The organism is Acidaminococcus sp. HCP3S3_G9_1, assembly GCF_052122455.1.
Lineage (GTDB): Bacteria > Bacillota > Negativicutes > Acidaminococcales > Acidaminococcaceae > Acidaminococcus.
The window spans coordinates 66611-93192 of sequence record NZ_JBQKCH010000004.1; the positions used below are offsets into that span (position 1 = coordinate 66611).

General features: G+C 56.5%; 27 protein-coding genes. 8 read left to right on the forward strand and 19 right to left on the reverse strand.

Annotation, left to right across the window (positions count from 1 at the left end):
• Positions 1–7: 7 nt before the first annotated feature.
• The 4 genes from ACTQY1_RS03865 to ACTQY1_RS03880 all read right to left on the reverse strand — a co-directional run bounded on the left by ACTQY1_RS03865 (position 8) and on the right by ACTQY1_RS03880 (position 4086).
• Positions 8–829 (reverse strand): zinc-ribbon domain-containing protein, encoded by an 822-nt coding sequence (locus tag ACTQY1_RS03865; protein ID WP_441373799.1) that lies wholly within the window; start codon positions 827–829, stop codon positions 8–10.
• Positions 830–991: 162 nt separating this feature from the next.
• Positions 992–2449, reverse strand: a complete 1458-nt coding sequence (locus ACTQY1_RS03870) for an SLC13 family permease (RefSeq protein ID WP_022486923.1) — start codon at positions 2447–2449, stop codon at positions 992–994.
• A gap of 9 nt (positions 2450–2458) precedes the next feature.
• The gene (locus ACTQY1_RS03875) at positions 2459–3025 is read right to left on the reverse strand and encodes a chorismate mutase (RefSeq protein ID WP_154487733.1); all 567 of its coding nucleotides are present in this window, start codon (positions 3023–3025) and stop codon (positions 2459–2461) included.
• Positions 3026–3105: 80 nt separating this feature from the next.
• Complete coding sequence (locus tag ACTQY1_RS03880; RefSeq protein ID WP_022486925.1) at positions 3106–4086, reverse strand: 4Fe-4S cluster-binding domain-containing protein; 981 nt, start codon at positions 4084–4086, stop codon at positions 3106–3108.
• A gap of 160 nt (positions 4087–4246) precedes the next feature.
• Here ACTQY1_RS03880 and fliB point away from each other — a divergent pair, with 160 nt between their 5' ends.
• The gene (gene fliB, locus ACTQY1_RS03885) at positions 4247–5131 is read left to right on the forward strand and encodes a flagellin lysine-N-methylase (RefSeq protein ID WP_022486926.1); all 885 of its coding nucleotides are present in this window, start codon (positions 4247–4249) and stop codon (positions 5129–5131) included.
• A gap of 152 nt (positions 5132–5283) precedes the next feature.
• On the opposite strand, the gene ACTQY1_RS03890 is transcribed toward fliB, so the two are convergent.
• From ACTQY1_RS03890 to ACTQY1_RS03940, 11 genes are all read right to left on the reverse strand, one after another.
• On the reverse strand, positions 5284–5736 hold the full coding sequence (locus ACTQY1_RS03890; RefSeq protein WP_154487731.1) for a deoxycytidylate deaminase: 453 nt from the start codon (positions 5734–5736) through the stop codon (positions 5284–5286).
• A 3-nt stretch (positions 5737–5739) separates the two neighbouring features.
• Positions 5740–6366, reverse strand: coding sequence for a uracil phosphoribosyltransferase (gene upp / locus ACTQY1_RS03895; RefSeq protein ID WP_022486928.1), 627 nt, complete (start codon positions 6364–6366; stop codon positions 5740–5742).
• Positions 6367–6387: 21 nt separating this feature from the next.
• Positions 6388–7635, reverse strand: a complete 1248-nt coding sequence (glyA, locus tag ACTQY1_RS03900) for a serine hydroxymethyltransferase (RefSeq protein ID WP_022486929.1) — start codon at positions 7633–7635, stop codon at positions 6388–6390.
• A gap of 54 nt (positions 7636–7689) precedes the next feature.
• Complete coding sequence (locus tag ACTQY1_RS03905) at positions 7690–8232, reverse strand: TIGR01440 family protein (RefSeq protein ID WP_022486930.1); 543 nt, start codon at positions 8230–8232, stop codon at positions 7690–7692.
• Between the two features lie 9 nt (positions 8233–8241).
• The gene (gene rpiB, locus ACTQY1_RS03910) at positions 8242–8679 is read right to left on the reverse strand and encodes a ribose 5-phosphate isomerase B (protein ID WP_022486931.1); all 438 of its coding nucleotides are present in this window, start codon (positions 8677–8679) and stop codon (positions 8242–8244) included.
• 67 nt (positions 8680–8746) lie between these two features.
• A complete protein-coding gene (locus ACTQY1_RS03915) occupies positions 8747–9853 on the reverse strand; it encodes an L-threonylcarbamoyladenylate synthase (protein WP_022486932.1) in 1107 nt (368 codons plus the stop codon).
• The gene (gene prmC, locus ACTQY1_RS03920) at positions 9819–10727 is read right to left on the reverse strand and encodes a peptide chain release factor N(5)-glutamine methyltransferase (RefSeq protein ID WP_022486933.1); all 909 of its coding nucleotides are present in this window, start codon (positions 10725–10727) and stop codon (positions 9819–9821) included. The genes ACTQY1_RS03915 and prmC overlap by 35 nt, the downstream gene beginning before the upstream one ends.
• A 1-nt stretch (position 10728) precedes the next feature.
• Entirely contained in the window at positions 10729–11805 is a 1077-nt protein-coding gene (prfA, locus tag ACTQY1_RS03925) for a peptide chain release factor 1 (RefSeq protein WP_022486934.1), read from the reverse strand.
• A gap of 12 nt (positions 11806–11817) precedes the next feature.
• Positions 11818–12702 carry a DUF1385 domain-containing protein gene (locus ACTQY1_RS03930; protein ID WP_022486935.1) on the reverse strand — a complete coding sequence of 295 codons (885 nt, stop codon included), beginning with the start codon at positions 12700–12702 and terminating at the stop codon, positions 11818–11820.
• Between the two features lie 72 nt (positions 12703–12774).
• Positions 12775–12981: a 50S ribosomal protein L31 gene (gene rpmE, locus ACTQY1_RS03935; protein ID WP_012937812.1), complete on the reverse strand. Its 207-nt coding sequence runs from the start codon at positions 12979–12981 to the stop codon at positions 12775–12777.
• Between the two features lie 57 nt (positions 12982–13038).
• The gene (locus ACTQY1_RS03940; protein ID WP_022486936.1) at positions 13039–13998 is read right to left on the reverse strand and encodes a LysR family transcriptional regulator; all 960 of its coding nucleotides are present in this window, start codon (positions 13996–13998) and stop codon (positions 13039–13041) included.
• Positions 13999–14164: 166 nt separating this feature from the next.
• Between ACTQY1_RS03940 and ACTQY1_RS03945 the strand changes: the two genes are divergently transcribed.
• The 3 genes from ACTQY1_RS03945 to sdaAA all read left to right on the forward strand — a co-directional run bounded on the left by ACTQY1_RS03945 (position 14165) and on the right by sdaAA (position 17124).
• Positions 14165–15355 (forward strand): dicarboxylate/amino acid:cation symporter, encoded by a 1191-nt coding sequence (locus ACTQY1_RS03945; protein ID WP_022486937.1) that lies wholly within the window; start codon positions 14165–14167, stop codon positions 15353–15355.
• A gap of 208 nt (positions 15356–15563) precedes the next feature.
• Entirely contained in the window at positions 15564–16229 is a 666-nt protein-coding gene (sdaAB, locus tag ACTQY1_RS03950) for an L-serine ammonia-lyase, iron-sulfur-dependent subunit beta (protein ID WP_022486938.1), read from the forward strand.
• 10 nt (positions 16230–16239) lie between these two features.
• On the forward strand, positions 16240–17124 hold the full coding sequence (sdaAA, locus tag ACTQY1_RS03955) for an L-serine ammonia-lyase, iron-sulfur-dependent, subunit alpha (protein ID WP_022486939.1): 885 nt from the start codon (positions 16240–16242) through the stop codon (positions 17122–17124).
• Between the two features lie 35 nt (positions 17125–17159).
• On the opposite strand, the gene ACTQY1_RS03960 is transcribed toward sdaAA, so the two are convergent.
• The 4 genes from ACTQY1_RS03960 to ACTQY1_RS03975 all read right to left on the reverse strand — a co-directional run bounded on the left by ACTQY1_RS03960 (position 17160) and on the right by ACTQY1_RS03975 (position 21617).
• Positions 17160–17381, reverse strand: coding sequence for a hypothetical protein (locus tag ACTQY1_RS03960; protein WP_022486940.1), 222 nt, complete (start codon positions 17379–17381; stop codon positions 17160–17162).
• A gap of 30 nt (positions 17382–17411) precedes the next feature.
• Positions 17412–18890: a putative sulfate exporter family transporter gene (locus ACTQY1_RS03965; protein ID WP_308664310.1), complete on the reverse strand. Its 1479-nt coding sequence runs from the start codon at positions 18888–18890 to the stop codon at positions 17412–17414.
• A 422-nt stretch (positions 18891–19312) separates the two neighbouring features.
• A complete protein-coding gene (gene citG / locus ACTQY1_RS03970) occupies positions 19313–20698 on the reverse strand; it encodes a triphosphoribosyl-dephospho-CoA synthase CitG (RefSeq protein ID WP_022486942.1) in 1386 nt (461 codons plus the stop codon).
• A 4-nt stretch (positions 20699–20702) separates the two neighbouring features.
• The gene (locus ACTQY1_RS03975) at positions 20703–21617 is read right to left on the reverse strand and encodes a LysR family transcriptional regulator (protein ID WP_022486943.1); all 915 of its coding nucleotides are present in this window, start codon (positions 21615–21617) and stop codon (positions 20703–20705) included.
• Positions 21618–21861: 244 nt separating this feature from the next.
• Here ACTQY1_RS03975 and citD point away from each other — a divergent pair, with 244 nt between their 5' ends.
• From citD to ACTQY1_RS03995, 4 genes are all read left to right on the forward strand, one after another.
• Positions 21862–22161, forward strand: a complete 300-nt coding sequence (gene citD / locus ACTQY1_RS03980; protein WP_022486944.1) for a citrate lyase acyl carrier protein — start codon at positions 21862–21864, stop codon at positions 22159–22161.
• 1 nt (position 22162) lies between these two features.
• The gene (locus ACTQY1_RS03985) at positions 22163–23074 is read left to right on the forward strand and encodes an aldolase/citrate lyase family protein (protein ID WP_022486945.1); all 912 of its coding nucleotides are present in this window, start codon (positions 22163–22165) and stop codon (positions 23072–23074) included.
• 1 nt (position 23075) lies between these two features.
• Positions 23076–24638, forward strand: a complete 1563-nt coding sequence (gene citF, locus ACTQY1_RS03990) for a citrate lyase subunit alpha (protein ID WP_022486946.1) — start codon at positions 23076–23078, stop codon at positions 24636–24638.
• A gap of 317 nt (positions 24639–24955) precedes the next feature.
• Positions 24956–26290 carry a CitMHS family transporter gene (locus ACTQY1_RS03995; RefSeq protein ID WP_308664311.1) on the forward strand — a complete coding sequence of 445 codons (1335 nt, stop codon included), beginning with the start codon at positions 24956–24958 and terminating at the stop codon, positions 26288–26290.
• The last annotated feature ends 292 nt before the right edge of the window (positions 26291–26582 follow it).

A 26582-nucleotide genomic window follows, 5' to 3' on the forward strand; every position in this document is an offset into this window, starting at 1 on the left:
GCAGGGATTACAGCTGCACATGATTGGCATCGGCGTTTTCGTGAAGGGCCTGCATTTCTGTAAGGACCAGATTGGCCAGATCCACATGGCGCTGTTCTTTGAGATAGTCATGGTAATGGGACGGTCTGGCGCCAGCTCCCGTATTCAGCATCCCCGGGACCACTTTTCCCTCCCCATCGAAGGAATATTGGGCATAAACGGGAATTACATGGCTGGTTCCATCCCAATACCCGGCTTTTTCATCATCGCCTGGCTGCTCGCTGAGGACCCGCATCTGAAAGGTGACAGGAGGCAGGTTCCCGGTACGATGATTGATGAACTGGTACAGCCTGGGCGTGGCATCCACAAAAGCCTTCTGGTGATTTTTTTCATCAATGACCAGCAGCCGGCGTCCCTTGCCCCCGATCAGGCTCAGACTGCCGTTGGGATCATGACCATAGGAGGTGGCCATCACCTTTCCGGAAAGGCCTTCCTGATCCAGGATTTTCTGGACGGTCCCGACAGGGTCTTTGGTTCCCTGTGGCTCCGCCGTTTTTTCCGTCTTTTCCGTTTTGGCTTCCTGAGCCGCCATAGTTGCTGCCTGGGACGCTTCCTGGGATTTCTGATGCTGGAAGTAAAAGGCTCCTCCGCCCAGGAGCAGCAGGACGACAAGCCCTCCTGCCAGGATCCTGTTCCTGTTGGCAGAGGCAGGGTTCCCTCCCGCCGGTGCAGACGGCCGGGTGCTCTCTGCTCCCTGGCTCTGTATTTCCGGAACCGCTTTCCCGCAGGAAGGGCAGAACCGTACCCCGGGCTCCAGTTCCTTCCCGCAGTGAGGACAAAATCTGATCATCTTTTCCAACCTCCTGTCTTATCCATACTGTTTATTATAGCAAAAAGAAGGGGCTGTGAAAAAATGAGAAATCATTTTTTCACAGCCCCTTTCTGTCACTGGTCAGCGGTCACTGGTCACTGGCCGAGTGACCGGGGGTGTGAATTTCTTCACACCCCCCTCTTACCCCAGAACCACACTCCCGATGGGATATCCCACAAAGGTCATCACCAGAATGGCCAGGAGGGCGAAGATGCCTCCCCAGATGAACATATCCCGGGCGGTGGTCCAGCCGGACCCGATGGCCACGGTGTTGATGGTGGACTGGCCCGCCGGGGTCATGTTGCAGATCCCGGCCCCGAAACCGATGAGACACACTACCGCCCCTACGGAAATCACTCCCGCCGGCAGAGCCTGGCACACAGAAAGGGCCACGGCGCTGACTACGGTGGTAGTGACGATATTGGAGGAAAAGTTGGTCTCCAGTACACACCAGGCAAAGAAGAACAAAATCAGCCCCAGGACCGGCAGTCCGCTGGCTACCGGCGCCAGCATGCCGCTGAGCCAGGCCTTGATGCCCATTTCGTTGTGGGTCAGGGCGGACCCCAGCATGGTGGCGGCCCCGGTCATGACGATGGAAGCCCACAGCACCCCTTTGGTCATCACTTCTTTGAAGTTCATAATGGGTTTCCCCTCATGGCGGGCAATGAACAGGATGATGCACCCCAGAAGAGGCGGCATGGCAGTGGTCCAGCTGCTGATCATTTTATACAGGCCCGGATTCCAGCCTTTTACCAGGCTGGGCCCCACCCACAGGAGCACCGTCAGGGCCATGGTGGCCAGGATGATCTTTTCCCGGTTGTCCGCCCGGGGTACAGTGCCCCGGAGTCCCATGGCCTTCTGAGGGTCGATGGCCTGGATATCCGCCGGCCGGTACAGGAACTTGAACACCAGCAGCAGCAAAATCACCAGCAGCACCCCGGTGGGGATCCCCATGGCCATGTACTGGAACTGGTTCACATCCCGTCCGGTGGCTGCCGTATAGTACCCCATGGCCATAGTGGGCCACACATGGCCGATGGCGGTCATCCCAGAGGACAGGCTGATGCAGAAGGCCGTCCCCAGCATGATCATATTGGCAGAAGGGCTCCCCTTCTTCAGCTCCAGCACCTGGAAAATGTCTTCCAGAAAAGGCATGAAGGCCACAAACAGCACGGAAGGAGAAATGAACAGCCCCATGAAAGTCACCGCAAAGAACAGGAAGGTGACAAAAGACCAGGGGCCCCGCCGGGCAATGGCGTTGGTGATGAAGGTCACCGTGCAGCGCCGGACAAAATGGGTCTGGGACAGGGGATACACCAGCATGAAGGTGAACAGCAGGAAGGCCACGGTGGTGTTCCCGAAGGTTCCCTTCAGGGTGTTCCCGAACCCGAAATGGGGCAAAAAGCCCAGAAGGAACACGGTGATCAGACTGGGCCAGTCAATGGAAATGGTGATCCACATCATGAGGGAGGTGAGGAAGATGCCCAGCACCGCCAGCCCCTCCTGGGTCAAGGGAGCCGGTGCCGGCAGCAGTCTTACGGCAAAGCCGGCGGCCAGGGAAGCCGCCAGCCAGAACAGATCTTTTTGGGATTTAGTCATGATTCCCTCTTATTCGTTTTTCAGGATCCGGAAATCCTGGCTTTCCTTGGACAGCTGGAACATAAGCTTCTGCATGTTGGTTTCGCTGAGATCCCCCAGGATGGTCAGGTCGAAAGTGACGGTTTTTTCCGGTTTATTGAAATGGAGCAGTTCCATGTACTGCATGTTGTACCCGTAATCCCCCACCATGTTCAGGATACTGCTCATGGCATTGGGCTGATCCGGACGGGTGAGCCGGACCACCACCCGGGTGCCTCCGGAGTGGATGTCAATGTCTTTGGCCAGCTGAGCAAACAGTTGGGGATTCCAGTCAAAGAGCATGCCGTATTGGTACATCCGGCTGGTTTCCATGATCTTCCGGACCACCGCCAGGTATTCCGGCAGCCGGTCTTCCGGCACGCCCTGGGAGAGTTTTTCCAGAATGGCCTGTTCCCGGTCCGCCCGGTAAATGTTGGTCTCCCCGGCTTCCTGTTTGGCTTCCGCCACCAGTTTGGAACAGTCCAGCCGCTCCATGAGAAGAGCCCGGATCTGAGGATCGATGGCATCGATTTTGGCACGCACTTGGTCAAGTTTCATAACAATCTTCCTTTCCTACCATGCTTCTTGGATTTTTCCCCATTATAGCAAAGGGGTGTTGCCTGCGCAACACCCCTCTTTCACACTGCCGTACAGGGCTGGGCCCCCAACAGTTCTTCTTTCTCTTCTTCCACCTGACGGGCGGGCACCCGTTCCAGCCATTTCAGATCGTAGGGCTCGAACTTGCACCGGGCGTAGGCGTCCAGATCCATTACCGTGCCATCCCAGTCCGAATCGATCCGTCCATTCTGCTTGATCAGGATATCGTACAGGATGGCATAGGTTTCCCCGTCTGCCGGATCCTTTTCCACAATGGTGCTGTAGGGCAGGGTCTTGTGGTACACCAGCTCCAGATCCTTGTATTTGAAATGGAACCCGCAGCGCATCCGGCAGCCGTCCAGACCGGTGTAACAGGCCACCTGCTTCAGGTCCCGGAGAATCTGGTCATGGGGTTCGTCATACAGGTTTTCCGGGGTGGTCTCCGTATAGTCGAACCGGAACTGGATGGAAGGGGCGTGGACCTTCCGGAACCGTTCCATAAAGGGAATCAGCTGATCCTTGGGATACTTCTTGTACAGGACGCAGTTGATCCGGAACCGGACCGGCAGCCGGGCCAGGAGTCCGTCATTGGATTCCTCCACATAGTGCTGCATGTGCCGGCTGATATTGAGGCAGGTGATTTTCCCGGCATTCTTCTCCAGGAAGGCCAGCACTTCCTCTTCGCTCTGTTCCCGGCTTACCGGCAGGGTGGTGTTGATGTACACTTTATGGGTATCGGACACCTGGTCCAGCATCACCTGGAGACTTTTCAGGTTGGCCAGGGGCTCCCCTCCGGTAAAGACAAAGTCGCAGTAAGGAGTCAGGGCATCCATTTTCCGGATGCTTTCACAGATGGCCTCCAGGGAAAATCCCGTCATATCGGCATACTCTTCTTTATTCACACAGAACGGGCAGTGGTTCCGGCAGTCATAAGGCACAAAAACAGTGACCGTGGCCCCGCCGTTGCGGGTCTTGTACGGGTGTCTGGCTGCTTCCACTGCGGTTTTTTCTCTCTTGATCATGGTCAATCCCCTCGAACTTCTTTTGCAGCTCTCCCAGGAGCCGCACGCTAAAATCACACACAAACCTAGCTTATATTTTACCATAAACTGTGAAAGTGTTCCAATTTTTTCAGCAAAACTTCCGTGTTATAATGATGTCATGTCAAAAGGAGGGGTTTCCATGATTTCCATCATCCCGGAAGGGTTCAACGATTTTGCCTGCAAAGGAGGGTCCTGCCGCCATACCTGCTGCCAGGTGTGGGAAATCGACATCGATGAAGACACGGCGGAATACTACCGGCAACTGCCCGGAAAGCTGGGGGACGACCTGCGCCGGTCCATGGTCCGGGAAGACGGCACCTGGCATTTCCGGCTGAATCCCCAGGGATACTGCCATCTGCTGGATCCGGACGGACTGTGCCGGGTGATCAAGGAACTGGGGGAAGACGCCCTTTGCGATATCTGCACCGTCCATCCCCGGTTCTTCACCTATGTGTATGAATACATTCTCTGCGGCACCGGCCTGTGCTGTGAGAAGACCTGCGAGGTCATGGTGGCGCTGCCGGGGCCCCTCCACTTTACCCAGGAAGAAACCGGAGATGTTTTCACCTTTCCGGAACTGCTGGAAGAAATGGGGCTGGAGGACCTGCCGGAAGCAAAGCTCCATTTTTCTCCGGATCTGACCCGGAAAGAGCTGGAAGTAATGATCCGGGAACTTTCCGCCACAGAGCCCATCGACCAAGCCTGGACCCGGGACCTCCAGAAAATTGAAAGGGACCTGGAGGGGGCCCTGGACCGGTACCATACTTTTGCGGAGAATGCTCCCCTGCTCTTCTTCGACCGTCTGTACCAGTACATTTTCTATCGGCAGCTGGACAAGGAAGCCTCTTACGGCATGGATATCCTGGCCCGTTACGCCCAAAAGAGCACCCAGTTTATCCTGCTCCAGGCCGCCCGCACCGGAGACCTGCTGGAAGCCCCCCGCCGCTGGTCCGAGCAAATCGAGTATGATACGGAAAATGTGGGGATTTTATTGTCCCTTTGGGGCAATAAAATCAGTCACTAGTCACTAGTCACTAGCCAATGGAAGGAACCTGCGTTTGGCAGGTTCCAGAATAAAAGAGGGGCTGTTGCATGTGCAACAGCCCCTTTTGAGGTCTCGAGTCGTGAGTCTCGCGGCTGGAGACTAGAGACTAGTGACCGGGGCAAAGCCCCCCTTCACTTCTTATGAAACTCTTCCAGCTCCAGGGAAGTATCCGCGTGGAGCATTTCCTGTGCCAGTTTGTCCGGGTAGGGATTGGCGTAGACAATCCGCTTGATCCCGGCGTTGATCAGGATCTTGGAACACACCACACAGGGCTGATGGGTGCAGTACAAGGTGGCGCCCAGGGTGGATACCCCGTTCACCGCCGCCTGGATCACCGCGTTCTGCTCTGCATGGATGCCCCGGCACAGCTCATGGTTCTGACCGCTGGGCACATGGAGCTTTTCCCGGAGGCATCCCACCACTTCACAGTGGGGCAGCCCCTTTGGAGTCCCGTTGTACCCGGTGGCCAGGATCTGCCGGTCCTTCACCAGCACGGCCCCCACCTTTCTCCGCAGGCAGGTGGACCGTTTGGAAACCACTTCCGCGATTTCCATGAAATAACTGTCCCAGTCAGGTCTGTCCATACCTTATTCCACCGTCCCGAACACCCGGTCCCCGGCATCCCCCAGCCCGGGCACAATGTACCCGTGCTCATTGAGATGATCATCCAGGGCCGCTGTATAGATGGGCACATCCGGGTGCAGTTTGTTCACCAGTTCCACCCCTTCCGGAGCGGCCACCAGGCACATGAACCGGAAGTGCTTGTAGCCATCGGCCTTCAGCATGGACAGGGCTGCAGCGGCACTGCCGCCGGTGGCCAGCATGGGGTCGATGAGGATGATTTCCGCATCCTTGTCCTTGGGGATCTTGCAGTAATATTTGATGGGCTCCAGAGTCTTTTCATCCCGGGTCAGGCCGATATGCCCCACCCGTGCTTCCGGGATCAGGTCCAGCACTGCATCCAGGAATCCCAGCCCCGCCCGGAGGATGGGCACCACGGTGATACCGGTGATGTCCAAGGCATACCCGGTGGTTTCCGCAATGGGAGTGGTCACCGGCACTTCCCGGATGGGCAGGTCCCGGGTCACTTCGAACAGCAGCAGCTGGGCGATTTCATCCAGCAACCGGCGGAAATTCCGGGGAGCCGTCTTTTTGTCACGCAAGTGGGTCATTTTTTCTTTGATCAGAGGATGGTTCACAACATGGATTTGCATGGTTTCAGGTTCCTTTCCCAATTACAGATTCGGATAGAGAGGGTATTTTTCACACAGGGCAGCCACCCGGGCAGCGGCTTCTTTCTGAGCTTCTTCTTTCCCAGGATTGCTGAGCACCAGGCCGATGATCCGGGCCACTTCCCGGAAGTCTTCTTCCAGGAATCCCCGGGTGGTGGCAGCCGGCGCACCCAGACGGATGCCGCTGGTCACAAAGGGGCTGGCCGGGTCGTTGGGGATGGTGTTCTTGTTGCAGGTGATGCCGATGGCATCCAGCATGTGTTCCGCGTCCTTGCCGGTAAGGCCTTTGGACCGGGTATCCACCAGTACCAGATGGTTGTCCGTACCGCCGGAAACCAGCCGCAGACCCTGTTTGGTCAGTTCTTCCGCCAGGGCAGCGGCATTTTTGATGATCTGTTTCTGGTAATCCTTGAATTCCGGTTTCAGGGCTTCGCCCAGAGCCACTGCCTTGGCGGCGATGATGTGCATGAGAGGGCCGCCCTGGGTGCCGGGGAACACCGCCTTGTCGATCTGTTTGGCGTATTTTTCCGGGCACAGGATCATGCCGCCCCGGGGTCCCCGAAGCGTCTTGTGGGTGGTGGTGGTCACCACATCCGCATAGGGCACCGGGCTGGGATGGAGTCCTGCCGCCACCAGACCGGCAATGTGTGCCATGTCAATCATCAGGAAGGCCCCCACCTTGTGGGCGATGGCCGCCATCCGTTCGAAATCGATGATCCGGGGATAGGCACTGGCCCCGCCGATGATCATTTTGGGTCGGCATTCTTCCGCGATTTTTTCCAGCTTGTCATAGTCGATCCGTTCTGTTTCAGGATCCACTCCGTAAGGGACGATGTGGAAATACTTCCCGGAGATGTTCACCGGGGATCCGTGGGACAGATGGCCCCCTTCGGACAGATTCATGCCCATCACCGTGTCTCCCGGCTGGACAAAGGCAAAGAAGGCGGCCAGGTTGGCATTGGCCCCGCAGTGAGGCTGCACATTGGCGTGTTCCGCCCCGAACAGCTCACAGGCTCTCTGACGGGCCAGTTCTTCCACCTTGTCCACGTATTCACAGCCCCCGTAATACCGGTGGCCGGGATACCCTTCCGCGTACTTGTTGGTGAGGACGGTCCCCATGGCTTCCATTACCGCCGGGGACACAAAGTTTTCCGAAGCAATCAGTTCGATTTTGTGACGCTGCCGGCCCAGTTCCTCCCCGATGGCCGCCGCCACCTGGGGATCTGCCAGGCCCAGTTTCTGGTTGTTCATCTCGTTTTCTCCTCGCTGGATTGATACGGATCGGCTCTTTTCAGGGTCTTCCGCTTATTTGTACACAGCCCGTTCCCCACCGATGAGAGGCGGCCGGGTCCGTGCTGCCGTCAGTACCGCATTCCCCAGTTTTTTCCGGGACAGACGCACCGGCACCGCCACCCGTTTCAGGTGCATGCCGATCAGGGTCTGGCCGATATCCAGCCCCATGTCCGCCTGGATTTCTTCCACCACCACCGGGTTCTTCAGTTCATTGTAGGCCGTGGCTGCAAAAGCCCCGCCGGCATGTTCGATGGGACGGACCGTCACCTGCTGCCAGCCGAATTTCTCCATGGCCTTCTGGTCCACCACCAGGGCCCGGTTCAGATGTTCGCAGCACTGGGCGGCCAGGATCATCTTGTGTTTCCGGCACACTTTCCGGAGGGTGGTGTAGAGCACCTTGGCCACTTTCATGGAACCACCGGTGCCGATTTTGTTTCCCAGCACCTCGCTGCTGCTGCAGCCCACCACCAGTACCTGACCGGCTCTGCCCTTGGCCACACCGATCAGTTCTTCCGCATCTTCCTCGATTTCCTGTGCAAGTGCCTCCAGATTCATGGTCTCACCTTATTTCTCCAGGTCCATGATCTTCTGTACCCGTTGGGTATGGTAGCTGCCCAGGAAGGAAGCCCCCAGATAGGCATCCACGATCTGTTCCGCCAGGCCGGTGCCCAGCACCCGGGCCCCCAGGCAGAGGATATTGGCATTGTTGTGTTCCCGGGCCTTTTCCGCGCTGTAGCAGTCTCCGCACACCGCGGCCCGGATGCCGTGGATCTTGTTGGCGGCAATGGACATGCCCAAGCCGGTGCCGCAGATCAGGATGCCCTGGTCCGCCTTGCCGGCAGCCACCCCTTCGCCCACCTTCTTGGCGTAGTCCGGATAGTCCACCCGGTCCGGGGTGTAAGCCCCTGCATCTTCCACTTCATAGCCCTTGTCCGCCAGATATTTCTTCAAAACTTCCTTCAATTCAAAACCGCCGTGGTCACAGCCGATCATGATTTTCATAAGTTTTGCCTCCCTACTCCAAAGTAAAATGCGTTCGCCGCATATCATATTTATTGTAACACACCTGTTATTCTATTACCATTCCCTGTAAAAACTCCGGCACCTGGCCGCTCTGTTTTTTGTACAGCCCCCGGTCGTAGACCAGGATGTTGTGACCGGCGCTTTTCCGCATCCGGTTCATGATGGCAAGGCCCAGTCCCTGGGTGGAGACCCCTTCTCCCAGGATGATGTCCACCTGCTGCCGGTCGAATTCCCGGAGTTCCGTGTACAGGTTCTCTGCCAGATCCTTCAGATCCTTTCCGGCATCACAGATCACCAGATGGGGCGTATGGGGCAGGTGTTGGACCGTTTCGTCCAGGGCCAGCACCCCCACTTTCAGTCCCCAGGCTTCCCCCATAATGGCCGCCCGGATCACCCCTGCTCCCGCATCCGGTCCTTCGATGAGCACCATGGGGGCCTTGGGCGCATAATGGCGGTACTTCATTCCCGGAGCCTTGGGCTTCTGGTCCGGGCTCACCAGTCCCGGGTCCAGTTCCACGGCCCCCATCACCTGCTGGATCATCTCTTCGGTGATGCCCCCGGGACGGAGGATCACCGGTTCTTTCCCGGTAGTGTCGATGATGGTGCTTTCCACCCCGATGTCACAGGGGCCTCCGTCCACCACTCCTCCGATGATGCCCTCCATGTCCTGGAGCACATCCTGGGCGTTGGTGGGGCTGGGCTTCCCGGATTTGTTGGCGGAAGGAGCCGCCAGAGGCCGTCCGGTAAGCCGGATCAGGGCCCGGGCCACAGGATTGCTGGGGAACCGGACCGCCACCGTCTCCTGACCGGCAGTGACCACATCCGGGATGATCTCCGACTTGGGCACAATGAGGGTCATGGGTCCGGGCCAGAAGGCAGCCATGAGTTTTTCCGCCATGGGGGAAAGCCCGGACGTAAGGGGCCGGATCTCTTCCATTTCGCTGATGTGGAGGATCAGGGGATTGTCCGCCGGACGTCCCTTGGCGGCAAAGATTTTCCGGCAGGCCTCTCCGTTCAGCCCGTCCGCCCCCAGGCCGTACACGGTTTCCGTGGGAAAGGCCACCACTTCTCCCTGCCGGAGCAGGGCAGCCGCCGGTTCCAGCTGGGAATCCAGCGGTTCATCGTTCTTTAATTTCCAGCACTGCGTTTCCATAGACAGAACCCCCTTTGGCGGCAAAGACCATCCGGTCCTTGTCCCCGTAATCTTTCCGTACTTTCACACAATCCAGGCCCGCTTCCCGGCACAGCCGGGCCACGTCCTCTCCCTGGTCCTGGCCGATCTCGAAGGCCGCCAGGCCCTGGGGATCCAGATACTCCCAGATATCCTTCAGGATCCGCCGGTAAAAGTCCAGGCCATCCCGGCCCCCATCCAGGGCCCGCCGGGGTTCCCGGTGGACTTCCGCCTGGAGCCCGGCCAGATCCCCTTCCGGGATGTAGGGCGGGTTGGAGACCAGTACCTGGAACTTCGGTTCCTTCGGGACCTTTTCATACAGGTTGGACACCACCGTATCCAGCCGGTCCTCCACCCCCAGGCTCCGGGCGTTTTCCCGGGTCACTTCCACGGCTCCCGGGCTGATGTCCACCCCGGTGCCATGAGCCTCCGGCAGTTCTGCCAGCAGGGAATCGACAATGGCCCCGCTGCCGCAGCCCAGATCCAGGATCCGTAACGGACCCCGGTCTTTGGTCAGGCTCACCAGCTGTTCCACCAGAAGCTCCGTTTCCGGACGGGGAATCAGGGTGTCCTGGGTCACCTTGAAATCATACTGGAGGAACCCTTTGTGTCCCAGAATATAGGCCACCGGCTCCCGGGCCGCCCGCCGGGCCACATAGCTCCGGTACTGTTTCAGTTCCTGTTCTTCCAGGGGCTCATCGAAATTGGTGTACAGCTGGATCCGGCTTTTGTCCAGCACAGCACAAAGCAGCACTTCCGCATCCAGGCGCGGATTTTCCACGCCTTTGGAGCTGAAGTACTGCTGAGTCCACTGAAGGATTTTCAATATGGTCCAAACGGTTCTTTGTTCCTGCATCTTATTTCACCTGCTGGAGTTTCTTGGCCTGTTCCGCCATCATCAGGGCATCCAGGAGTTCATCCAGGTCCCCGTTGATGATGTCCGGCAGCTTGTGGAGGGTGAGCCCGATCCGGTGGTCGGTGACCCGGCCCTGGGGATAGTTGTAGGTCCGGATCCGTTCACTCCGGTCTCCGGTGCCCACCTGGCTTTTCCGTTCCGCCGCGGTGGCCGCCCGCTGTTTTTCCTGTTCCGCTTCCAGGATCCGGGACCGGAGCACCCGCAGGCACTTTTCCCGGTTCTTGGCCTGGGATTTTTCGTCCTGGCACTGGGCCACGATCCCGGTGGGGATGTGAGTCATCCGGACGGCGGATTCGGTTTTGTTCACGTACTGGCCCCCGGCCCCTCCGGCCCGATAGGTATCCACCCGGATATCCGCCGGGTTCAGTTCGATATCCACTTCCTGGGCTTCCGGCATCACCGCCACGGTCACCGTGGAGGTGTGGACCCGGCCCTGGGATTCCGTATCCGGCACCCGCTGGACCCGGTGGACCCCGCTTTCAAACTTCATGTGGCTGTACACATCGGTGCCGGACACCATGAACACCACTTCCTTGAAGCCCCCCAGGCCAGTGGGACTGGAATCCATCAGTTCCACCTTCCAGCCTTTCTGTTCTGCATACCGGGTGTACATCCGGAACAGGTCCCCGGCAAACAGGGCCGCTTCGTCTCCCCCGGCTCCCGCCCGGATCTCCATGATGATGTTCTTTTCATCGTTGGGATCCTTGGGCAAAAGCAGCAGGGTCAGTTTTTCCTCATAGGCCTCCAGCTGAGGCTGGAGTTCCTTCATTTCCTCTTCCGCCATGGCGGTGAGTTCCTGGTCTTCCCTGGCTTTGACAATGGCTTCATCGTCCTTCCAGGTGTCCACCAGTTTTTTGTAGTCCCGGTACACCGTGACGATCTCCGTCAGTTTGGAATGGGCCTTGGTGTATTTCAGCCACTCCTCCTGCCGGGCGATCACTTCCGGATCGCTGATCTTGGCTTCCAGGTCCAGGTACCGGTCTTCCAGGTCCTGGAGTTTATCCAAATTCTCAAACATAGGCGTTCCCCGTCATTCAATGATTTCTTCCGGCGGCAGCACCGCTTTCAGGGAAGCGATGGCCACTTCGATCTGGTCGTCGTCCGGCTGCCGGGTGGTCAGTTTCTGGAGGGCCAGCCCCGGCAGTATGGCGGCCCGTACCCAGGCCTTGTCCATATGCTTTCCTGCAAACCGGATGATTTCGTAGCTGATCCCGGCCACCACCGGCATCAGGAGGATCCGGGACAGGATCCGCTCCCACAGGCTGGGCCAGCCCAGAAAGGCAAAGATGAAGATCCCGATGAGCATGACAATCATCAGGAAATTGGTGCCGCACCGGGGATGGAGAGTGGAAAAGGGCCGTACGTTCTCCACCCGCAGAGGCAGCCCGTGTTCATAGGTATAGATGGTCTTGTGCTCCGCCCCATGGTACTGGAACACCCGCTGGATGTCTTTCTGCCGGGAAATCCCCCAGATGTACAGGAGGAAAATGGCCAGCCGCATAAGCCCTTCGCACAGGTTCAGGACCATGGGCCCCACTCCCTGGTTCTGGAGCAGCTTCATGGCCCCGGTGGGCAGCACCACGAACAGCAGCACCGCCAGTCCGATGGAAACCGCCATGGTCCCTGCCATTTCCAGGCTGCTCATGGATTCTTCCCCGTCCTCTTCGTCCCCGGATACCTGGGCGGAAAAAGACAGAGCCTTCATGCCGTACCCCAGGGATTCCACCAGGGAAACCACCCCCCGGAGGAAGGGCTTCTTCAGGATGGGATACCGGTCGCTGATGCTTCCTGCAGGCTTCAGGTCCACGGTAATCTCTCCGTTGGGTTTGCGCACCGCTACGGCAATCTTCCCCGGTCCCCGCATCATCACTCCTTCGATGACCGCCTGGCCACCGACACTTAATTTTTTGGTCATACCATGACTCCCTGGATACAAGAAAAGGAGTGCTGCAATGTCTGCAAGTCACTCCCTGTTCAAGCGCATTTTTTATTTTGCGTCTTTGCCGTACCGTTTGTTGAATTTTTCGATCCGGCCTCTGGCAGACATATCACGCTGCTTACCAGTGAAGAAAGGATGGCATTTGGAGCAAACGTCCACCCGCAGTTCCTTTTTCACACTGCCAGTTTTGAATGTATTCCCACAGCCACAAATCACGGTGCATTCACCGTAGTTAGGATGGATACCCTTTTTCATTATGAAACACCTCTTTCTGAAATTGCATTAATATATCCCGACATTAACGCTTGACAATTATATCATACTCCCCTTGTCCGTGCAAGAGTCCTTCTCCCTATTCCAGGAAAAATCCGGGGGGTTCTCCCCTTTGTCCGGAGGATTCTCCCGGAGTGCCAGCCGGAGGAACACTTTCATGGCCTGGGTCAGCCATTTGTCCTTGTGGTAGAACAGCTGCCGGTACATGTGCATGTGGAAATCCTTCACCTGGAGGATCTGCAGCCGGTCCCGGTAGGGGCTGTTTTCCACCACGTACTGGGGCAGGAAGGACAGGCCCAGTCCCCGCTGGACCATATCCAGGATGAATCCGGTATCGCTGACTTCCAATATAGGGTTCAGGGCCAGCTGCCGGGCCGCCAGCTGCTGGTCCAGGCTCAGCCGGTAGTTGTCTGCCTTTTCCGTCAGGAAAAAGGGTTGGCGGATCACCTGGTCCAGTTTCAGGTCTTTTTCCCGGGCCAGCGGAGAATCCACAGAACACACAAACACAATATTCTCCTGTTTCTGGAAAACCTTTTCCCATTTTCCATCATATAAAGGCTTGTCCAGTACATACACCAGATCCACCTTGTTGTGGTTCAGGGCGTCCAGCAGCACACTGGGCGAATCGATGGTGATGGTGATATGGAGCTGTGGCAGGTTCCGGCATACGTAATCCATCACCTGGGGCATGTGGGCCTTGCACAGGCTTTCGATCATGCCGATCCGCAGGGCTTCTGCCGGCGGCCGGTTGTGCATCACATTCTCCAGTTCCTCCACCTCCTGGAGAATGGGCAGTACCCGCCGGGCCAGCTGCCTGCCAGGAGGAGTCAGAGTTACCTGCTTGCCCAGCCGGTCAAAAAGACGGACCCCCAGCTCATTTTCCAGAGAATGAATTTGTACACTGAGGGCGGACTGTGAGTACCCCAGTTCCTTCGCCGCTCGGGAGAAACTTTCCAGTTCCATAATTTTCAGAAAGCTTTTTAATTCTCTTAGTTCCATTTTGTCAACAGCCCCTTGTTGTTATTAAAAATTTTCATCGATTAAATCGAGTTTATTAATTTGCTTTATGAGTACAACCATAGTACACTGAATAAACAGAAAAGTCAAACGCAAGCTTCCCAGCCGGCGGGAAGCGGTTTGTCAAGTTCAGGGGAGGTTAGTTTTCATGAAACTCGGTCTTGTACCAAAAATCATCATCGCCATTATCATTGGTATCCTTATTGGGCAGTATCTGCCGGAAGATGTCTGCCGTACCGTCGTTACTCTTTCCGGCATCTTCAGCAATTTCCTGAAATTCGTCATTCCTTTGATGATTCTGGCCTATGTGACCATGGGCATCGCAGATCTGAGCCAGGGCGCAGGCAAGCTGCTCCTGATTACCGCCATTATCGCCTACGGTTCCACCCTGATTGGCGGGACCTTCTCCTTTACCGTAGCAGACACCCTGTTCCCGTCCTTCATCAGCGCCGGGGTGCTGGAAGAACTGGCCAAGACTGCCGGCAAGAGCCTGCCGCCCTTCTTCTCCATTTCCATTCCGCCCATCCTGGACACCATCTCTGCTGTGGTGCTGGCCTTCATCGTGGGCCTGTGCCTGTCTTCCCTCCGGGGCAAGGAAATCGGGGATACCCTGTACAACTGCTTTAAAGATTTCTCCAAGATCATCGACCAGGTCCTGACCCATGCCATTGTTCCCTTCCTGCCGCTGTACATCTGCGGCACCTTTGTGGACATGACCCGTTCCGGCAAGACCTTCGTGATCCTGAGTGTTCTCTGGAAAGTTTTCCTGGTGGTCATCGCCATGCATCTGATTCTGTTGTTCGTACAGTTCATGGTTGCCGGTTCCTTCAGCGGGAAAAACCCCTTCACCCTGATGAAGAACCAGATCCCGGGCTATACCACCGCCCTGGGGACCCAGTCTTCCGCAGCCACTATTCCGGTCAACCTGGAATGCTCCAAGGCTGACGGCGTCTGCGAACAGATCCGCAACTTCGTGATCCCTCTGTGCGCCAACATCCATATGTGCGGTTCCATGATCACCATTACTGCTTGTGCCACGGCGGTCTGCCTTATGTACCAGATCCCCATCCACCTGGGCACGGTCATTCCCTTCATCATGACCCTGGGGGTTGCCATGGTGGCTTCTCCGGGTGCTCCCGGCGGTTCCATCATGACGGCCCTGCCCTTCCTGTGGATGATCTTCGGGAAAGAACAGGGCGACCCCAACGGCCCCATCTGCGCCCTGATGGTTGCCCTGTACATTACCCAGGATTCCTTCGGGACCGCCTGCAACGTATCCGGGGACAATGCCATCGCCGTAGTGGTGGACAAAATCTACAAAACCTGGATCAAAAAATAATTTCCGTCAAAAGCGTTCCATCTCCATCTGATCCCCTTCTGCAGTTGTCTGCTTGACAAGATTCAGGCACCATGGGTATGCTGTCAGGGAAACATCCGACAATCCTTCCTGTTTTACCGGATTTCCCTGACAGCCTGCTCCCTGCGTCCGGTTCCGGTCAGACAGAGAGAATGGAACGTTTTTTTATTTCACTTTCAGGAGGTTCATCATGAACATTTTCGATATTATCGGGCCGGTGATGATCGGTCCTTCCAGTTCCCACACTGCCGGTGCCGTCCGTCTGGGACGGGTGGCCAACAAGCTGCTCCAGAGCGAGCCCAAGGACATTAAAATCGAACTGTCCGGTTCCTTCGCCAAAACCTACAAAGGCCACGGCACGGACAAGGCCCTGCTGGCCGGGATCCTGGGGTACCACAGCTATTCTGAAGAGATCCGCAGCATCTTCTCCATTGCGGACAAAAAAGGCATCCATTACACCTACATCCCCACGGAGATCCCCAATTCCCATCCCAACACCGCCCGGATCCAGGTGACCTGTGCTGACGGCAGCCAGCACACGGTCCAGGGAGCCAGCATCGGCGGCGGCAACATCCGGGTGGACTATGTGGACGGCATGAAGGTGGACTTCACCGGGGAACGGAATACCATCCTGGTGCCCCATTACGACCGGCCGGGGGTCATTGCGGCTGTAACCAATATTATGTGGCAGAAACACAAGGACATCAACATCGGCAGCTTCCGGCTCACCCGTCCCGTCAAGGGCGGCATTGCCATGATGACCATCGAAGTGGACGGGATGCCCCCGGCGGATGTAATCGACGCCATCCGTTCCGTCCAGTACGTTACCAACGTAATCCTGATCCGTGCCATTTAAGGAGGAAACCATGTTTACCTATACATCCATTGCTGAACTGGTGGAAGCCGCAGAAAAAAGCGGCAAAAAAATCAGCGAACTGGTCCTGGCTGACCAGGCGGAATCCATGGAACAAAGCCAGGCAGAACTATTCGACCGGATGTCCACCGATCTGGACGTAATGATCGATGCGGTGAAATTCGGAGAAAAGAAAGACCAGAAGTCCACTTCCGGACTCACCGGCGGGGAAGGCTGGAAAATGAACGACTACACCGCCCGGACCAACGGCGGCCTCTCCGGCACCATCATCGACCACGCCATTGCCCGGGCCCTGTCCGTAGCAGGCTGCAATGCCTCCATGGGCCGGATCGTGGCCACCCCCACCGCCGGCAGCTGCGGCATCCTCCCTGGCTGTCTCCTGACCATGATGGAAGAAAAGGGCATGGACCGGAAGAATGTGATCATGTCCATCTTCACCGCCGGCGCTTTCGGTATGGTCATCGCCCAGAACGCCTGCATCGCCGGGGCCCAGGGAGGCTGCCAGGCAGAATGCGGCAGTGCTTCCGGCATGGCAGCGGCAGCCCTGGTGGAACTGGCCGGGGGCACTCCCCAGATGGCGGCGGACGCCTGTGCCATGGCCATTGCCAACCAGCTGGGCCTGGTATGTGATCCGGTGGCCGGACTGGTGGAAATCCCCTGCATCAAGCGGAACGCCAGCGGGGTGGTCATCGCCTTCTCTGCAGCGGACATGGCCCTGGCCGGGATCCGTTCCTGTATCCCGGTGGATGAATGTGTAGAAGCCATGCGGGCTGTGGGCAGCGCTCTCCCCGCCTCCCTGAGAGAAACCGCCGGCGGCGGCCTGGCCGTCACCAAGACAGGGAAGAGATTGAAAGAGCAGGTGTTTGGGAAGGAATAAAAAAAGGAGCTGTTGCGCATGCAACAGCTCTTTTTTTATATTCTCTCAAACACCCCGATGAACACGGCCATCAACGTCAGTCCCACTCCCAGGGACCAGGCGCAGAGTTTTTTCTCTATGGGCTGGAGGGGGAAGTATTCTTCTTCGTCAGCCTCCAGTTGGGCGGCATGGACTTTGGCCCCGGTGGGACGGACCACCTGTCTTTCATAATACTGATCGGCGGTGGAATGGACGTTGGTAAGGATTTCGCTTTCCATATTATATCCCTTCTTTCTCACAAAAAGATCTTACAGGGTAGGCGGCAGGATGCCGTGATAGAAAATGTAGGAGATGCCCAGGCCCACCCAGATGATGAACCCGGCCAGGGCTACGGAATAGACCCCGATCACCCGGCCCAGGCCGGCTTTCCACAGCTTCCGCACATTGGTCACCAGGCCGATGGAGAAGAAGCACAGGCCGAAGAACACCGCCCGGAGCAGGTTGGCCTGACCGGCACCGGCTTTGGCCCCGGCCACAATGGAGGGATGGGCCCAGCCCGCCAGGAAGATCCCCACCAGAGCCAGGACGAAGCCCAGGATGAATTTGGGGAACCGGTTCCAGATTTCCTTTTTGGATACCTTTCCGCCGCCGGCAGCAGCCTTGGGATCATTCAGATGGTACACGGACCAGACCACCGCCAGGATAAAGGACCAGACTCCGATGAAAATGTCGATGAACACTTTGGAAGTGGTGGCCGCCATGAGGATCCATCCTTCCTGGTACCGGACCCCGAACAGTTCCAGGGCCCGGCTGCGGATCAGGCTGTCCGCAATGGCCCCGGAAGCTACGGCGCCTCCGTCACTTTTCACCACAAGACCCAGCCAGGAGCCGGCCACCATGGGATCCCCGGGCAGGAAATAGGCAGCGGCAAAGGGCAGGATCAAAAGTTCCACTGCCACGAACACAATGATTACGGAAGCCAGGATGGTGGGGATGATCTGCCGGGCTTTGATGGCGCTGCCGGTGGCAATGGCGGCGGCCACCCCGCAGATGGAGATCCCGGAAGCCATGGGAGCGGCCCATTCCGGAGTAAACTTGAAGAATTTCCGGGCCACAAAATACACCACCGGCCAGTAAATCAGGTAGGCTTCCACCACGGCGCACAAACCCCGGAGGATTACGGTGCTGGCCAGACCCAGGGCACTGATGGCCTGGATCCCGATGTTGGCTCCCAGGATCACGATGCCGGTCTTGATGTACCATTCCGGTTTGCCTGCATGGGAGAGATATTTGGCCAGGCCGGGAAAGAAGTTCCCGATTACCAGTCCGGCCAGCAGGGCGAACACAAAGCCCAGTTCTCCCAGGCTCAGGGACCAGCCGATGTGGAAGGCTTCCCGTTTGTTGGGCGTGGCGGCCAGGTAGGCGTAGTTCCCCAGGATGTTGGACAGGATGGTGATCCAGTAGATCACCGAAAAGCCCCCGGCGAATTTTTTCACATCCGCCTTCATGAAATGAGCCCCCAGGGAGGTGACTGCCAGGGTGAACACCCAGGTGGCTGCCAGAGCCCCGGCACTGCCCAGCCAGGCATAGGCCTTGGATCCGGTGCCCACCGCTTTGGCAGGATCGATCCACACTCCAAAGGTGGCCGCCCATCCCAAAAGGTCAAAGCCCCAGATCTTTCCCAGACCCAGGAGCGTAATGAACAGGCCCAGCCATACGGCCCACCAGTCTTCGCTGCCCAGCAGCCCTGTGGGACGGACTGCCGGGATTTTCGTTTCGTTTGCCATGATAACCACCTCATCTGTATTTTGCTCCGGTGGCCGCAAAAAAGCGCCACCTGTCCGACAGATGGCGCGCAATAGAAAAACCATGGGTCTGCACTGACTCATCTGCCGGGATCTTTCCCGCTGACCAAGCATCCGGGATATTTCCCGCCGCTGCAGCTTCCCAGGGGCCAGTCCCTCCGCTGCTGATGATGTTCCGTGCAGAGCTGTTCATTTGTCCAAAGACCGGTTATACAGTCTCCGTCCCGCCGCTGCTGCACATTCGGCAACAACAGCAACACATCGTGTACGTTCCCATGATTCTTCTCCCCGTTTCAGATTTAGAATTCATATAATTTCACTATGCATTAAATGCATGAGGAAAGTATAGCTAATTAGTGGGAATTTGTCAAGAAAAAAAATGGAGCAGCACGCCCCATTTTTTTTCAGCGGTCAGCCGTCAATCCCTCCATCTTCTCCAAAAAAATGGCCAGGATCAAGAGATCCGCACAGCCTCCCGGGCTGATGTTCTTTTTTACGAAGCTTTCGTTCAGGTCCCAGACGGCCTGGAGTCCTTCCCGGGTGAAGGCGCCCCCTTTGTCCAGCACGGCCCCGGCCTCTTTCTGGGCCTGTTCCAGGGTAGCCTGGTCGGACCGGCTGAGGATGTTGGTGTCTTCCACTTGGCTCAGGAGCAGCAGCAGGGTCTGGATATAGGCCTCGTTGTCCGGTCTCCCTTCCTGCCGAAACTTCCGCAGAGCCGGCAGGGCGATTTTTGCCACCGCCGGGAACCCGTCCATGGCTTCCCCCCGGATTCCCCGGCACCCCTGTTCCACATAGAGCACTTCTCCGTGGGTGTGGGGATGGTACCGGTCGATTTTGGCAAAATCCCGTTCCAGAAGAGGTGTCACCGCCGCTCCGATTTCCCGGAGCACCGCCTCGCTTTCCACCTTTCCGGTCCGGGCCAGGTGACGGAGGGTGAAGCTGGTCACAAGGCCCAGGGAAAAGATGATTCCCTTGTGGGTGTTCACATTCCCGGTAGCCCGGAACATGGCCTTTTCCGCCGCCGCCCCCATGGGCCGGAGGGCGGCAAACAGGGCTTCGTCCTCCCCTTCCCAGTTCCAGCCTTTTTCAGCCATCTGCCGGAGATGGGGCACAATGGCGTCAGTACTCCGGGCAAAGGTGTGCCAGTCCATGTCCCGGTGAGCGCCCGGATTGTCCCGGTCCACCAGCCCCGGTTTGGGAGTGGCATCCACTTCTCCCTGGAGTCCCTGGCGCAGTGCCTGTTCCACCCGATCCATGAGAAAATTTTCCAATATCCGGTGGATGTTCCGCACCAGCACCGGCACACTGTGCTTCCGGCTCCGGGCGCAGGCCTGGGCCGGCTGGGAGCACACCAGGCACAGCCGGCCGGGGAGCCCGATGTCCGTCCGGGAAATCTTGTGCCCGTCTTCTGCCAGCACATCCATGTCATAGAGCCGGCCCAGCCGGTCCTGTCCTTCCATGGTGCAGGCGATTTTCTTGATACGGAGGGCATCCCCGTCCAGTACATAGTATTTTTCATAGCCGGTTTTCCAGTCAATGACCTTCTGGAACAGGATGGGGATCCCGGCTTCTGCCAGGGCCTTTTCCAACCGGCGGATTCCCTCCAGGAACCCCAGATGGATCAGGACAGAAGTCTTCACCGGCCCCGGGATGTTCTGGGTGAAGAACAGCAGCGGCTTGTGATACCGCTCCAGCAGTTTTTTCTGGGCGGCAGCACGGCCGTCCCGGGCCAGGAGCATATCCGGCACTTCCACAGCCGGGCCGGCCAGATGGATTACAGGTTCTTTCATAGAGTCATGGTTCCTTCCTTGTTTTCCCCAGGGTCCGGATCAGTTCGATGAAGGCCCGGGCATAGGGGCTGAGATAGGCGTCCTTCCGGCAGCATACATAGCAGTACCGTTTGTTGGCCACGCCCAGTAAAGGATACAACACACACTTGTCCTGTGACAAGAAGTAATTGTCCAGATACACATCCGGGCAGATGAACACTGCCTCCATGGCGGATACCAGCCGTTTCCCCACTTCGATGCTGGAGGTTTCCAAGATCACATTGGGTTTGATTTCATAGACGCTGAACAGGGTATCCTGGACCCGGCGTACATTGTGGCCTTCGGTAATGGAGACGAATTCCTCGTTCTTGGCTTCGGTGATGTGGATGGGGGTCCCGGGCTTCACCCGCTGGGCCAGGGTGGTCATTTTGTTGGCTACCAGCACCACGTCTTCCGTTTCCACCAGTTCATACTTCAGTTCGTCGTTGGTGGGCGTGGTGGTGAGCACCGCCAGGTCCACGCCCCCGTTGAGGACTTCGTTTTCCGTAATGTTGCTGCCCGCTTCATGGATCTGGAGCTTGATATGGGGATACCGCTGACGGAACACCGGCATCACTGCGGGCAGCATCTGCATGGCCCGCTGGACCGGGATTCCCAGCCGCAGGGTGCCGTACCCTTCATATTGGATATCCGCCACCTCATGGAGCAGATTGGAGCTGATGGTGATCACCTGTTTCACCGCTGCAATGTATTTTTTCCCCGCTTCCGTCAGCACAATGGGATTGGTGTTCCGCAGGAAGATGGGAGCCCCCAGGTATTTTTCCACCGCCTTGATGGTCTGGCTCAGGGCCGGCTGGGATACGTGCATGGTCTTGGAAGCATTGGTGATGCTCCCTTCCTTGATGATTTCCATAATATACTGCGCATGTTTCAGGTTCATAACACCCTCCGTTTCCTTTTTTTTCCCAAAAATTCCCCTATTTCCAAAGAAGTTTTAATTTCTTATATTTTGACACAATTGCACAAATCCCCGTACCCCGCATGGAGTGGGAGTTTCTGCCGTTTGATAAGGAATGACTTATACAGATTATATCATTATTTATATTCGATTTCCAATTTTTCCTGTGATACTATCAAAGTGCATCATAATGTACAATGTACGATTTTCAGAAGGAGTGATTTTAATGGAATTGAAGAAGGCAGCCATGGCTGGCACTGTTGAGTCTTCCGATGCCCAGATCACGGTAGAACCCGGGACCAACGGCATTGAGCTCACCATTGAAAGCAGCGTCATCCATCAGTATGGACGGCAGATCAAGGCTGTTGTCCTGGATACCCTGAAGAAACTGGACGTAACCAATGCAAAGGTTTCTGTTGTGGACAAGGGCGCTCTGGACTGCACTTTAAAAGCACGCGTGGAAGGCGCAGTGTTCCGTTCTGTCAACGAGGATCCTGATACGCCGAATCCCTGGGAGGTGCTGTAAGATGGTTATCAATACGAATCCGAACTTCAAGCGTCTGAGAAGATCCATGATGTTCCTGAACGCTCAAAAACCGAGCCTGGTCAAAGACCCGTATGTATACAAACCCGATTCCATTATGCTGGACCTGGAAGATGCCGTTGCAGAAAACCAGAAGGATGCTGCCCGGTACTCCCTGTTCCATGCCCTGAAAGAAATCGATTATCATGGCTGTGAAAGAGTGGTCCGGATCAACGGTCTGGAAACTCCTCACTGGAAAGAAGATATCCGTGTTTCCGTTGCCGGCGGCTGCGACGCCATCCGTCTGGCCAAGACTGAATCCGGCAAGGACATCAAGACTGTGGAAGAACACATCCTGGCCGCTGAAAAGGAATTCCACCGTCCCATCGGCAGCACCCTGATCATGGCTGCCATCGAATCCACCAAAGGGATGCTGAACCTGTATGACATCTGCACCTCTTCCGACCGTCTGTTCGGGATTGCTCTGTCCGGCGGGGACTACACCCGTGACCTGCAGACCAGCATTTCCAAGAGCGGTGTGGAACTGATGGGCGCCCGTCAGCAGATGGTAATCACCGCCCGTGCCACCGGCCGTATGTGCTTCGATACGGTGTACACCGACCTGGACGACATGGAAGGCTTCCGCAAGGATGTGGAAATGATCAAACAAATGGGCTTCGATGGGAAATCCATCATCAACCCCCGTCAGATCCCTGTCTGCCATGACGTGTTCACCCCGACTGAAAAACAGATCCGCTGGGCGGAAGCTGTGGTACGGGAAATCGATACCAAGAAAGCCATGGGTATCGGTGTATTCCAGCTGAACGGCAAGATGCTGGATATCGCCTTCTATGACGGCGCCAAGAGAACCATTTCCATGGCCAAGGCTGCCGGTGTGTACAAGGGGGATTTATAAGATGAAGAACGCAGTAGGTAGAGAGATTCCTGAAGAAATCCTGAAGCTGACCGGGAAAGACGCTTTTGCCGGCAGCTATGCCAAACATCAGAAAGTATACCAGGCCGCAACCCACAAAGTTGCCCCTGTGATTGACCCCAACTACAGCAAAGTAGTGGATTCCATTGAAGAAGTCCTGAAGAAATGCGGCATCAAAGACGGCATGACCCTGGGCTTCCACCATCATTTCCGTGAAGGGGACTATGTGGTGAACATGGTTATGGAAGCTGTCCACAAAATGGGCATCAAAGACCTGACCATCTGCGCCACCTCTCTGGGCAAGGCTCAGAACGCCATCGTTCCCATGATCGAAGACGGCACCATCACCAACATCCAGGCTTCCGGCGTACGGGGCAAGATCGGTGAAGCCATCTCCAACGGCAAACTGAAAGGCCTGGCCATCATGCGCAGCCACGGCGGCCGTGTCCGTGCCATCGAATCCGGCGAAACCCACATCGACATTTCCTTCATCGGTGCTCCCAGCGCTGATGACATGGGGAACTGCCGTGCAGTAGGCAGCCAGAACGGCGCTGACTGCGGCGTGCTGGGCTATGCTGCCGTAGACGCCCAGTATGCGGACAAAGTGGTTGTGGTTACCGATACCCTGGTACCCTTCCCCAACGTGCCTGCTTCCATCGACATGACCAACGTGGACTATGTGGTCAAAGTGGACGCCATCGGCGACCCCACCAAGATTGCCACCGGTGCTGCCAAACCCACCACCGACCAGAGAAAGCTCCTGATGGCCAAGTATGCCGCTGACTTCATGGTGCACACTCCCTGGTACAAAGATGGGTTCATCTACCAGACCGGCGTAGGCGGTGCTTCCATTGCCTCCACCAAATTCCTGGCAGAACATCTGCGGAAAGACAACATCCACATCGGGGTTGCCATGGGCGGTATTGCCCAGGCCATCTGCGAACTCCAGCATGAAGGCCTGATCGACAAGATTGCCGACACCCAGGATTTTGACATGGCTTCCATCGAAGACATCAAAACCAACCCCAACCATTACGAAATCACCACCTCCCAGTATGCCGATCCCTTCAACAAGGGCGCTTATGTGAACAAGCTGGATTATGTAATCCTGGGCGCACTGGAAGTGGATACCCACTTCAACGTCAACGTTGTGGTAGGTTCTGACGGCGTGATCACCGGGGCTCAGGGCGGCCATCCGGATACCGCTGCCGGTGCCAAATGCACCATCGTCATTGCTCCGCTGCTCCAGGGCCGTATCCCGGCTATCTGCACCGAATGCACCACGGTCACCACTCCTGGTGAAACCGTTGACGTGGTTGTCACCGACTACGGCATTGCCATCAACCCCCGCCGTCAGGATATCATCGATGCTGTAAAAGACACCGATCTTCCCATCTGCACCATCGAAGAACTGCGGGATACCGCATACAAGATGGTAGGCACTCCTGACCCTGTACAGTTCGGCGACCGGATCGTGGGCATCATCGAAGCCCGTGACGGTTCCGTTATGGACGTAGTCCGTCAGGTTAAGAAAGCGGAATTCTAATTCCATAAGTGAAAAAGCCATCCTTTCGGGGATGGCTTTTTTATTCTCCGATCCCTCACCCCCTTTTTTAAAATATTCTTAAATTATCTCTATTTATGTTCAAATGAAACAATTTCGCTTTTCTTCTGAAACCCGCATACAGCCTAGGGTTGCACCGTTTCTATAAGTATATGCTTATGAGATTTATTCCGATTTTTATATTCGTTTTCAATATGTTCATATGTTACTATGTATGAGTGTTATGCACTATTTTCCGGTTCCCGGACTTGCCCGTCCAGGGAACACCCCATTTTATTTCCAAAGGAGGAAATTGCACTATGTTTTTGGGCGTTGTTGGTTTCTTGATGGTTGTCATCATTGTGGCAGCTCTGATCCGTGGTAAATCCAACCCGGTTCCTCTGTTCGTGATGGTTCCCGTCATCGCTGCTCTGATCTGCGGGTTCACTCCTGTACAGATCTTCGATTTCGTAAAGGCCGGTGTTTCCAAGACCTGGTCCACCGCAGTACTGTTCATCTTCTCCATCGTTTACTTCTCCATGATGGGTGATATGGGCCTGTTCGATCCTATGGTAAACTGGCTGGTGAAAAAAGCCGGTTCCAACATCGTAATGGTTACCATTGCCACCGCCTGCATCGCCGTTATCTCCCACCTGGACGGCGCTCTGGCTTCCACCCTGCTGATCACCATCCCTGCCATGCTGCCGATTTACAAGAAACTGCACATGCGTCCTGTGGTGCTGGTGTGCATCATCGGTGCAGCCATGTCCATCATGAACCTGCTGCCCTGGGGCGGCCCTGTGGCCCGTACCGGCGTGGTGCTGAATGCTGACGTAAACGCTCTGTGGCAGCAGCTGCTGCCCCTGCAGGGCGTTGGTCTGATCATCCTGCTGGTATTCGCCGCTTACATGGGCGTTATGGAAAAACGCCGTGGAGCTGGTCTGAACCCTACCGGCAAAGCCGCTCAGCTGTCTGACGACGACGAAGACAAATCCGCTGACGATGATCTGTCCGCTGAAGATGCTGAATTCATGCGCCGTCCCAAGATGATCTGGTTCAACGGGATCCTGACCCTGTTCGTCATCGGCCTGCTGTGCTTCACCAAGATTCCTCTGTATGGTGCCTTCATGTTCGGTCTGGCTGTGGCCCTGGTTGCCAACTTCCATTCCGCCAAAGACCAGGCCCGTGCCATTAAGATGCACGCTGCCACCGCTCTGACCATGCCCATGATCCTGCTGGCTTCCGGCGTATTCCTGGGTGTGCTGTCCAAGACCGGTATGATGAAGGCTATGGCTCAGATGCTGATTGCCATCGTTCCTACCGCTCTGGGGCCCCATCTGCAGGATGTATTCGGGTTCTTCGCCGTGCCTATCGGCATGATGCTGGGTACCGACTCTTACTTCTTCGGCCTGCTGCCTCTGGCCATCGGTGTTGGTCAGCAGTTCGGCGTTGATCCTCACAACATGGCTATGGCCATGCTGATCGGGAAGAACTACGGCGTTATGGTTACTCCTCACGCTGCCACCACCTTCCTGGCCTGCGGCCTGGCTGGCATCTCCATCAAAGAACTGCTCACCTTCTGCGCACCGCGCCTGTGGGTCCTGTCCTGGATCTCTCTGGCCTGCGGCCTGATGCTGGGTCTGTTCCATCTGTAAGATTCATAAAAAAAAGCCACCCCTTTGGGGGTGGTTTTTTTGTTACTGGTCCGCGTTTTCCCAAGAAGTTTTTATTGCTGTGAAAGTCTGAAAATTATATCCATTCCCCGAGCCCCGCATGGCACCTTGTTTCTGGCCTGTTTTATAAGAATTTTCTTATATATCGCATATTCATATTTATATTAGTTTTCAGAAAGTTCATATGTTACCATGGTGGCGTAAGGAAAAGGATTCATCTTTCATCCGCTCCCGGATGCCTGCCCGCTCCGGAGGCAAAAATCCATTCAAAGGA

Bases quoted from the DNA above. Each gene is read 5' to 3' on its own strand.
- ACTQY1_RS03865 (WP_441373799.1), bottom strand. From the start codon at position 829: ATGATCAGATTTTGTCCTCACTGCGGGAAGGAACTGGAGCCCGGGGTA.
- ACTQY1_RS03870 (WP_022486923.1), bottom strand. From the start codon at position 2,449: ATGACTAAATCCCAAAAAGATCTGTTCTGGCTGGCGGCTTCCCTGGCC.
- ACTQY1_RS03875 (WP_154487733.1), bottom strand. From the start codon at position 3,025: ATGAAACTTGACCAAGTGCGTGCCAAAATCGATGCCATCGATCCTCAG.
- ACTQY1_RS03880 (WP_022486925.1), bottom strand. From the start codon at position 4,086: ATGATCAAGAGAGAAAAAACCGCAGTGGAAGCAGCCAGACACCCGTAC.
- fliB (WP_022486926.1), top strand. From the start codon at position 4,247: ATGATTTCCATCATCCCGGAAGGGTTCAACGATTTTGCCTGCAAAGGA.
- ACTQY1_RS03890 (WP_154487731.1), bottom strand. From the start codon at position 5,736: ATGGACAGACCTGACTGGGACAGTTATTTCATGGAAATCGCGGAAGTG.
- upp (WP_022486928.1), bottom strand. From the start codon at position 6,366: ATGCAAATCCATGTTGTGAACCATCCTCTGATCAAAGAAAAAATGACC.
- glyA (WP_022486929.1), bottom strand. From the start codon at position 7,635: ATGAACAACCAGAAACTGGGCCTGGCAGATCCCCAGGTGGCGGCGGCC.
- ACTQY1_RS03905 (WP_022486930.1), bottom strand. From the start codon at position 8,232: ATGAATCTGGAGGCACTTGCACAGGAAATCGAGGAAGATGCGGAAGAA.
- rpiB (WP_022486931.1), bottom strand. From the start codon at position 8,679: ATGAAAATCATGATCGGCTGTGACCACGGCGGTTTTGAATTGAAGGAA.
- ACTQY1_RS03915 (WP_022486932.1), bottom strand. From the start codon at position 9,853: ATGGAAACGCAGTGCTGGAAATTAAAGAACGATGAACCGCTGGATTCC.
- prmC (WP_022486933.1), bottom strand. From the start codon at position 10,727: ATGCAGGAACAAAGAACCGTTTGGACCATATTGAAAATCCTTCAGTGG.
- prfA (WP_022486934.1), bottom strand. From the start codon at position 11,805: ATGTTTGAGAATTTGGATAAACTCCAGGACCTGGAAGACCGGTACCTG.
- ACTQY1_RS03930 (WP_022486935.1), bottom strand. From the start codon at position 12,702: ATGACCAAAAAATTAAGTGTCGGTGGCCAGGCGGTCATCGAAGGAGTG.
- rpmE (WP_012937812.1), bottom strand. From the start codon at position 12,981: ATGAAAAAGGGTATCCATCCTAACTACGGTGAATGCACCGTGATTTGT.
- ACTQY1_RS03940 (WP_022486936.1), bottom strand. From the start codon at position 13,998: ATGGAACTAAGAGAATTAAAAAGCTTTCTGAAAATTATGGAACTGGAA.
- ACTQY1_RS03945 (WP_022486937.1), top strand. From the start codon at position 14,165: ATGAAACTCGGTCTTGTACCAAAAATCATCATCGCCATTATCATTGGT.
- sdaAB (WP_022486938.1), top strand. From the start codon at position 15,564: ATGAACATTTTCGATATTATCGGGCCGGTGATGATCGGTCCTTCCAGT.
- sdaAA (WP_022486939.1), top strand. From the start codon at position 16,240: ATGTTTACCTATACATCCATTGCTGAACTGGTGGAAGCCGCAGAAAAA.
- ACTQY1_RS03960 (WP_022486940.1), bottom strand. From the start codon at position 17,381: ATGGAAAGCGAAATCCTTACCAACGTCCATTCCACCGCCGATCAGTAT.
- ACTQY1_RS03965 (WP_308664310.1), bottom strand. From the start codon at position 18,890: ATGGCAAACGAAACGAAAATCCCGGCAGTCCGTCCCACAGGGCTGCTG.
- citG (WP_022486942.1), bottom strand. From the start codon at position 20,698: ATGAAAGAACCTGTAATCCATCTGGCCGGCCCGGCTGTGGAAGTGCCG.
- ACTQY1_RS03975 (WP_022486943.1), bottom strand. From the start codon at position 21,617: ATGAACCTGAAACATGCGCAGTATATTATGGAAATCATCAAGGAAGGG.
- citD (WP_022486944.1), top strand. From the start codon at position 21,862: ATGGAATTGAAGAAGGCAGCCATGGCTGGCACTGTTGAGTCTTCCGAT.
- ACTQY1_RS03985 (WP_022486945.1), top strand. From the start codon at position 22,163: ATGGTTATCAATACGAATCCGAACTTCAAGCGTCTGAGAAGATCCATG.
- citF (WP_022486946.1), top strand. From the start codon at position 23,076: ATGAAGAACGCAGTAGGTAGAGAGATTCCTGAAGAAATCCTGAAGCTG.
- ACTQY1_RS03995 (WP_308664311.1), top strand. From the start codon at position 24,956: ATGTTTTTGGGCGTTGTTGGTTTCTTGATGGTTGTCATCATTGTGGCA.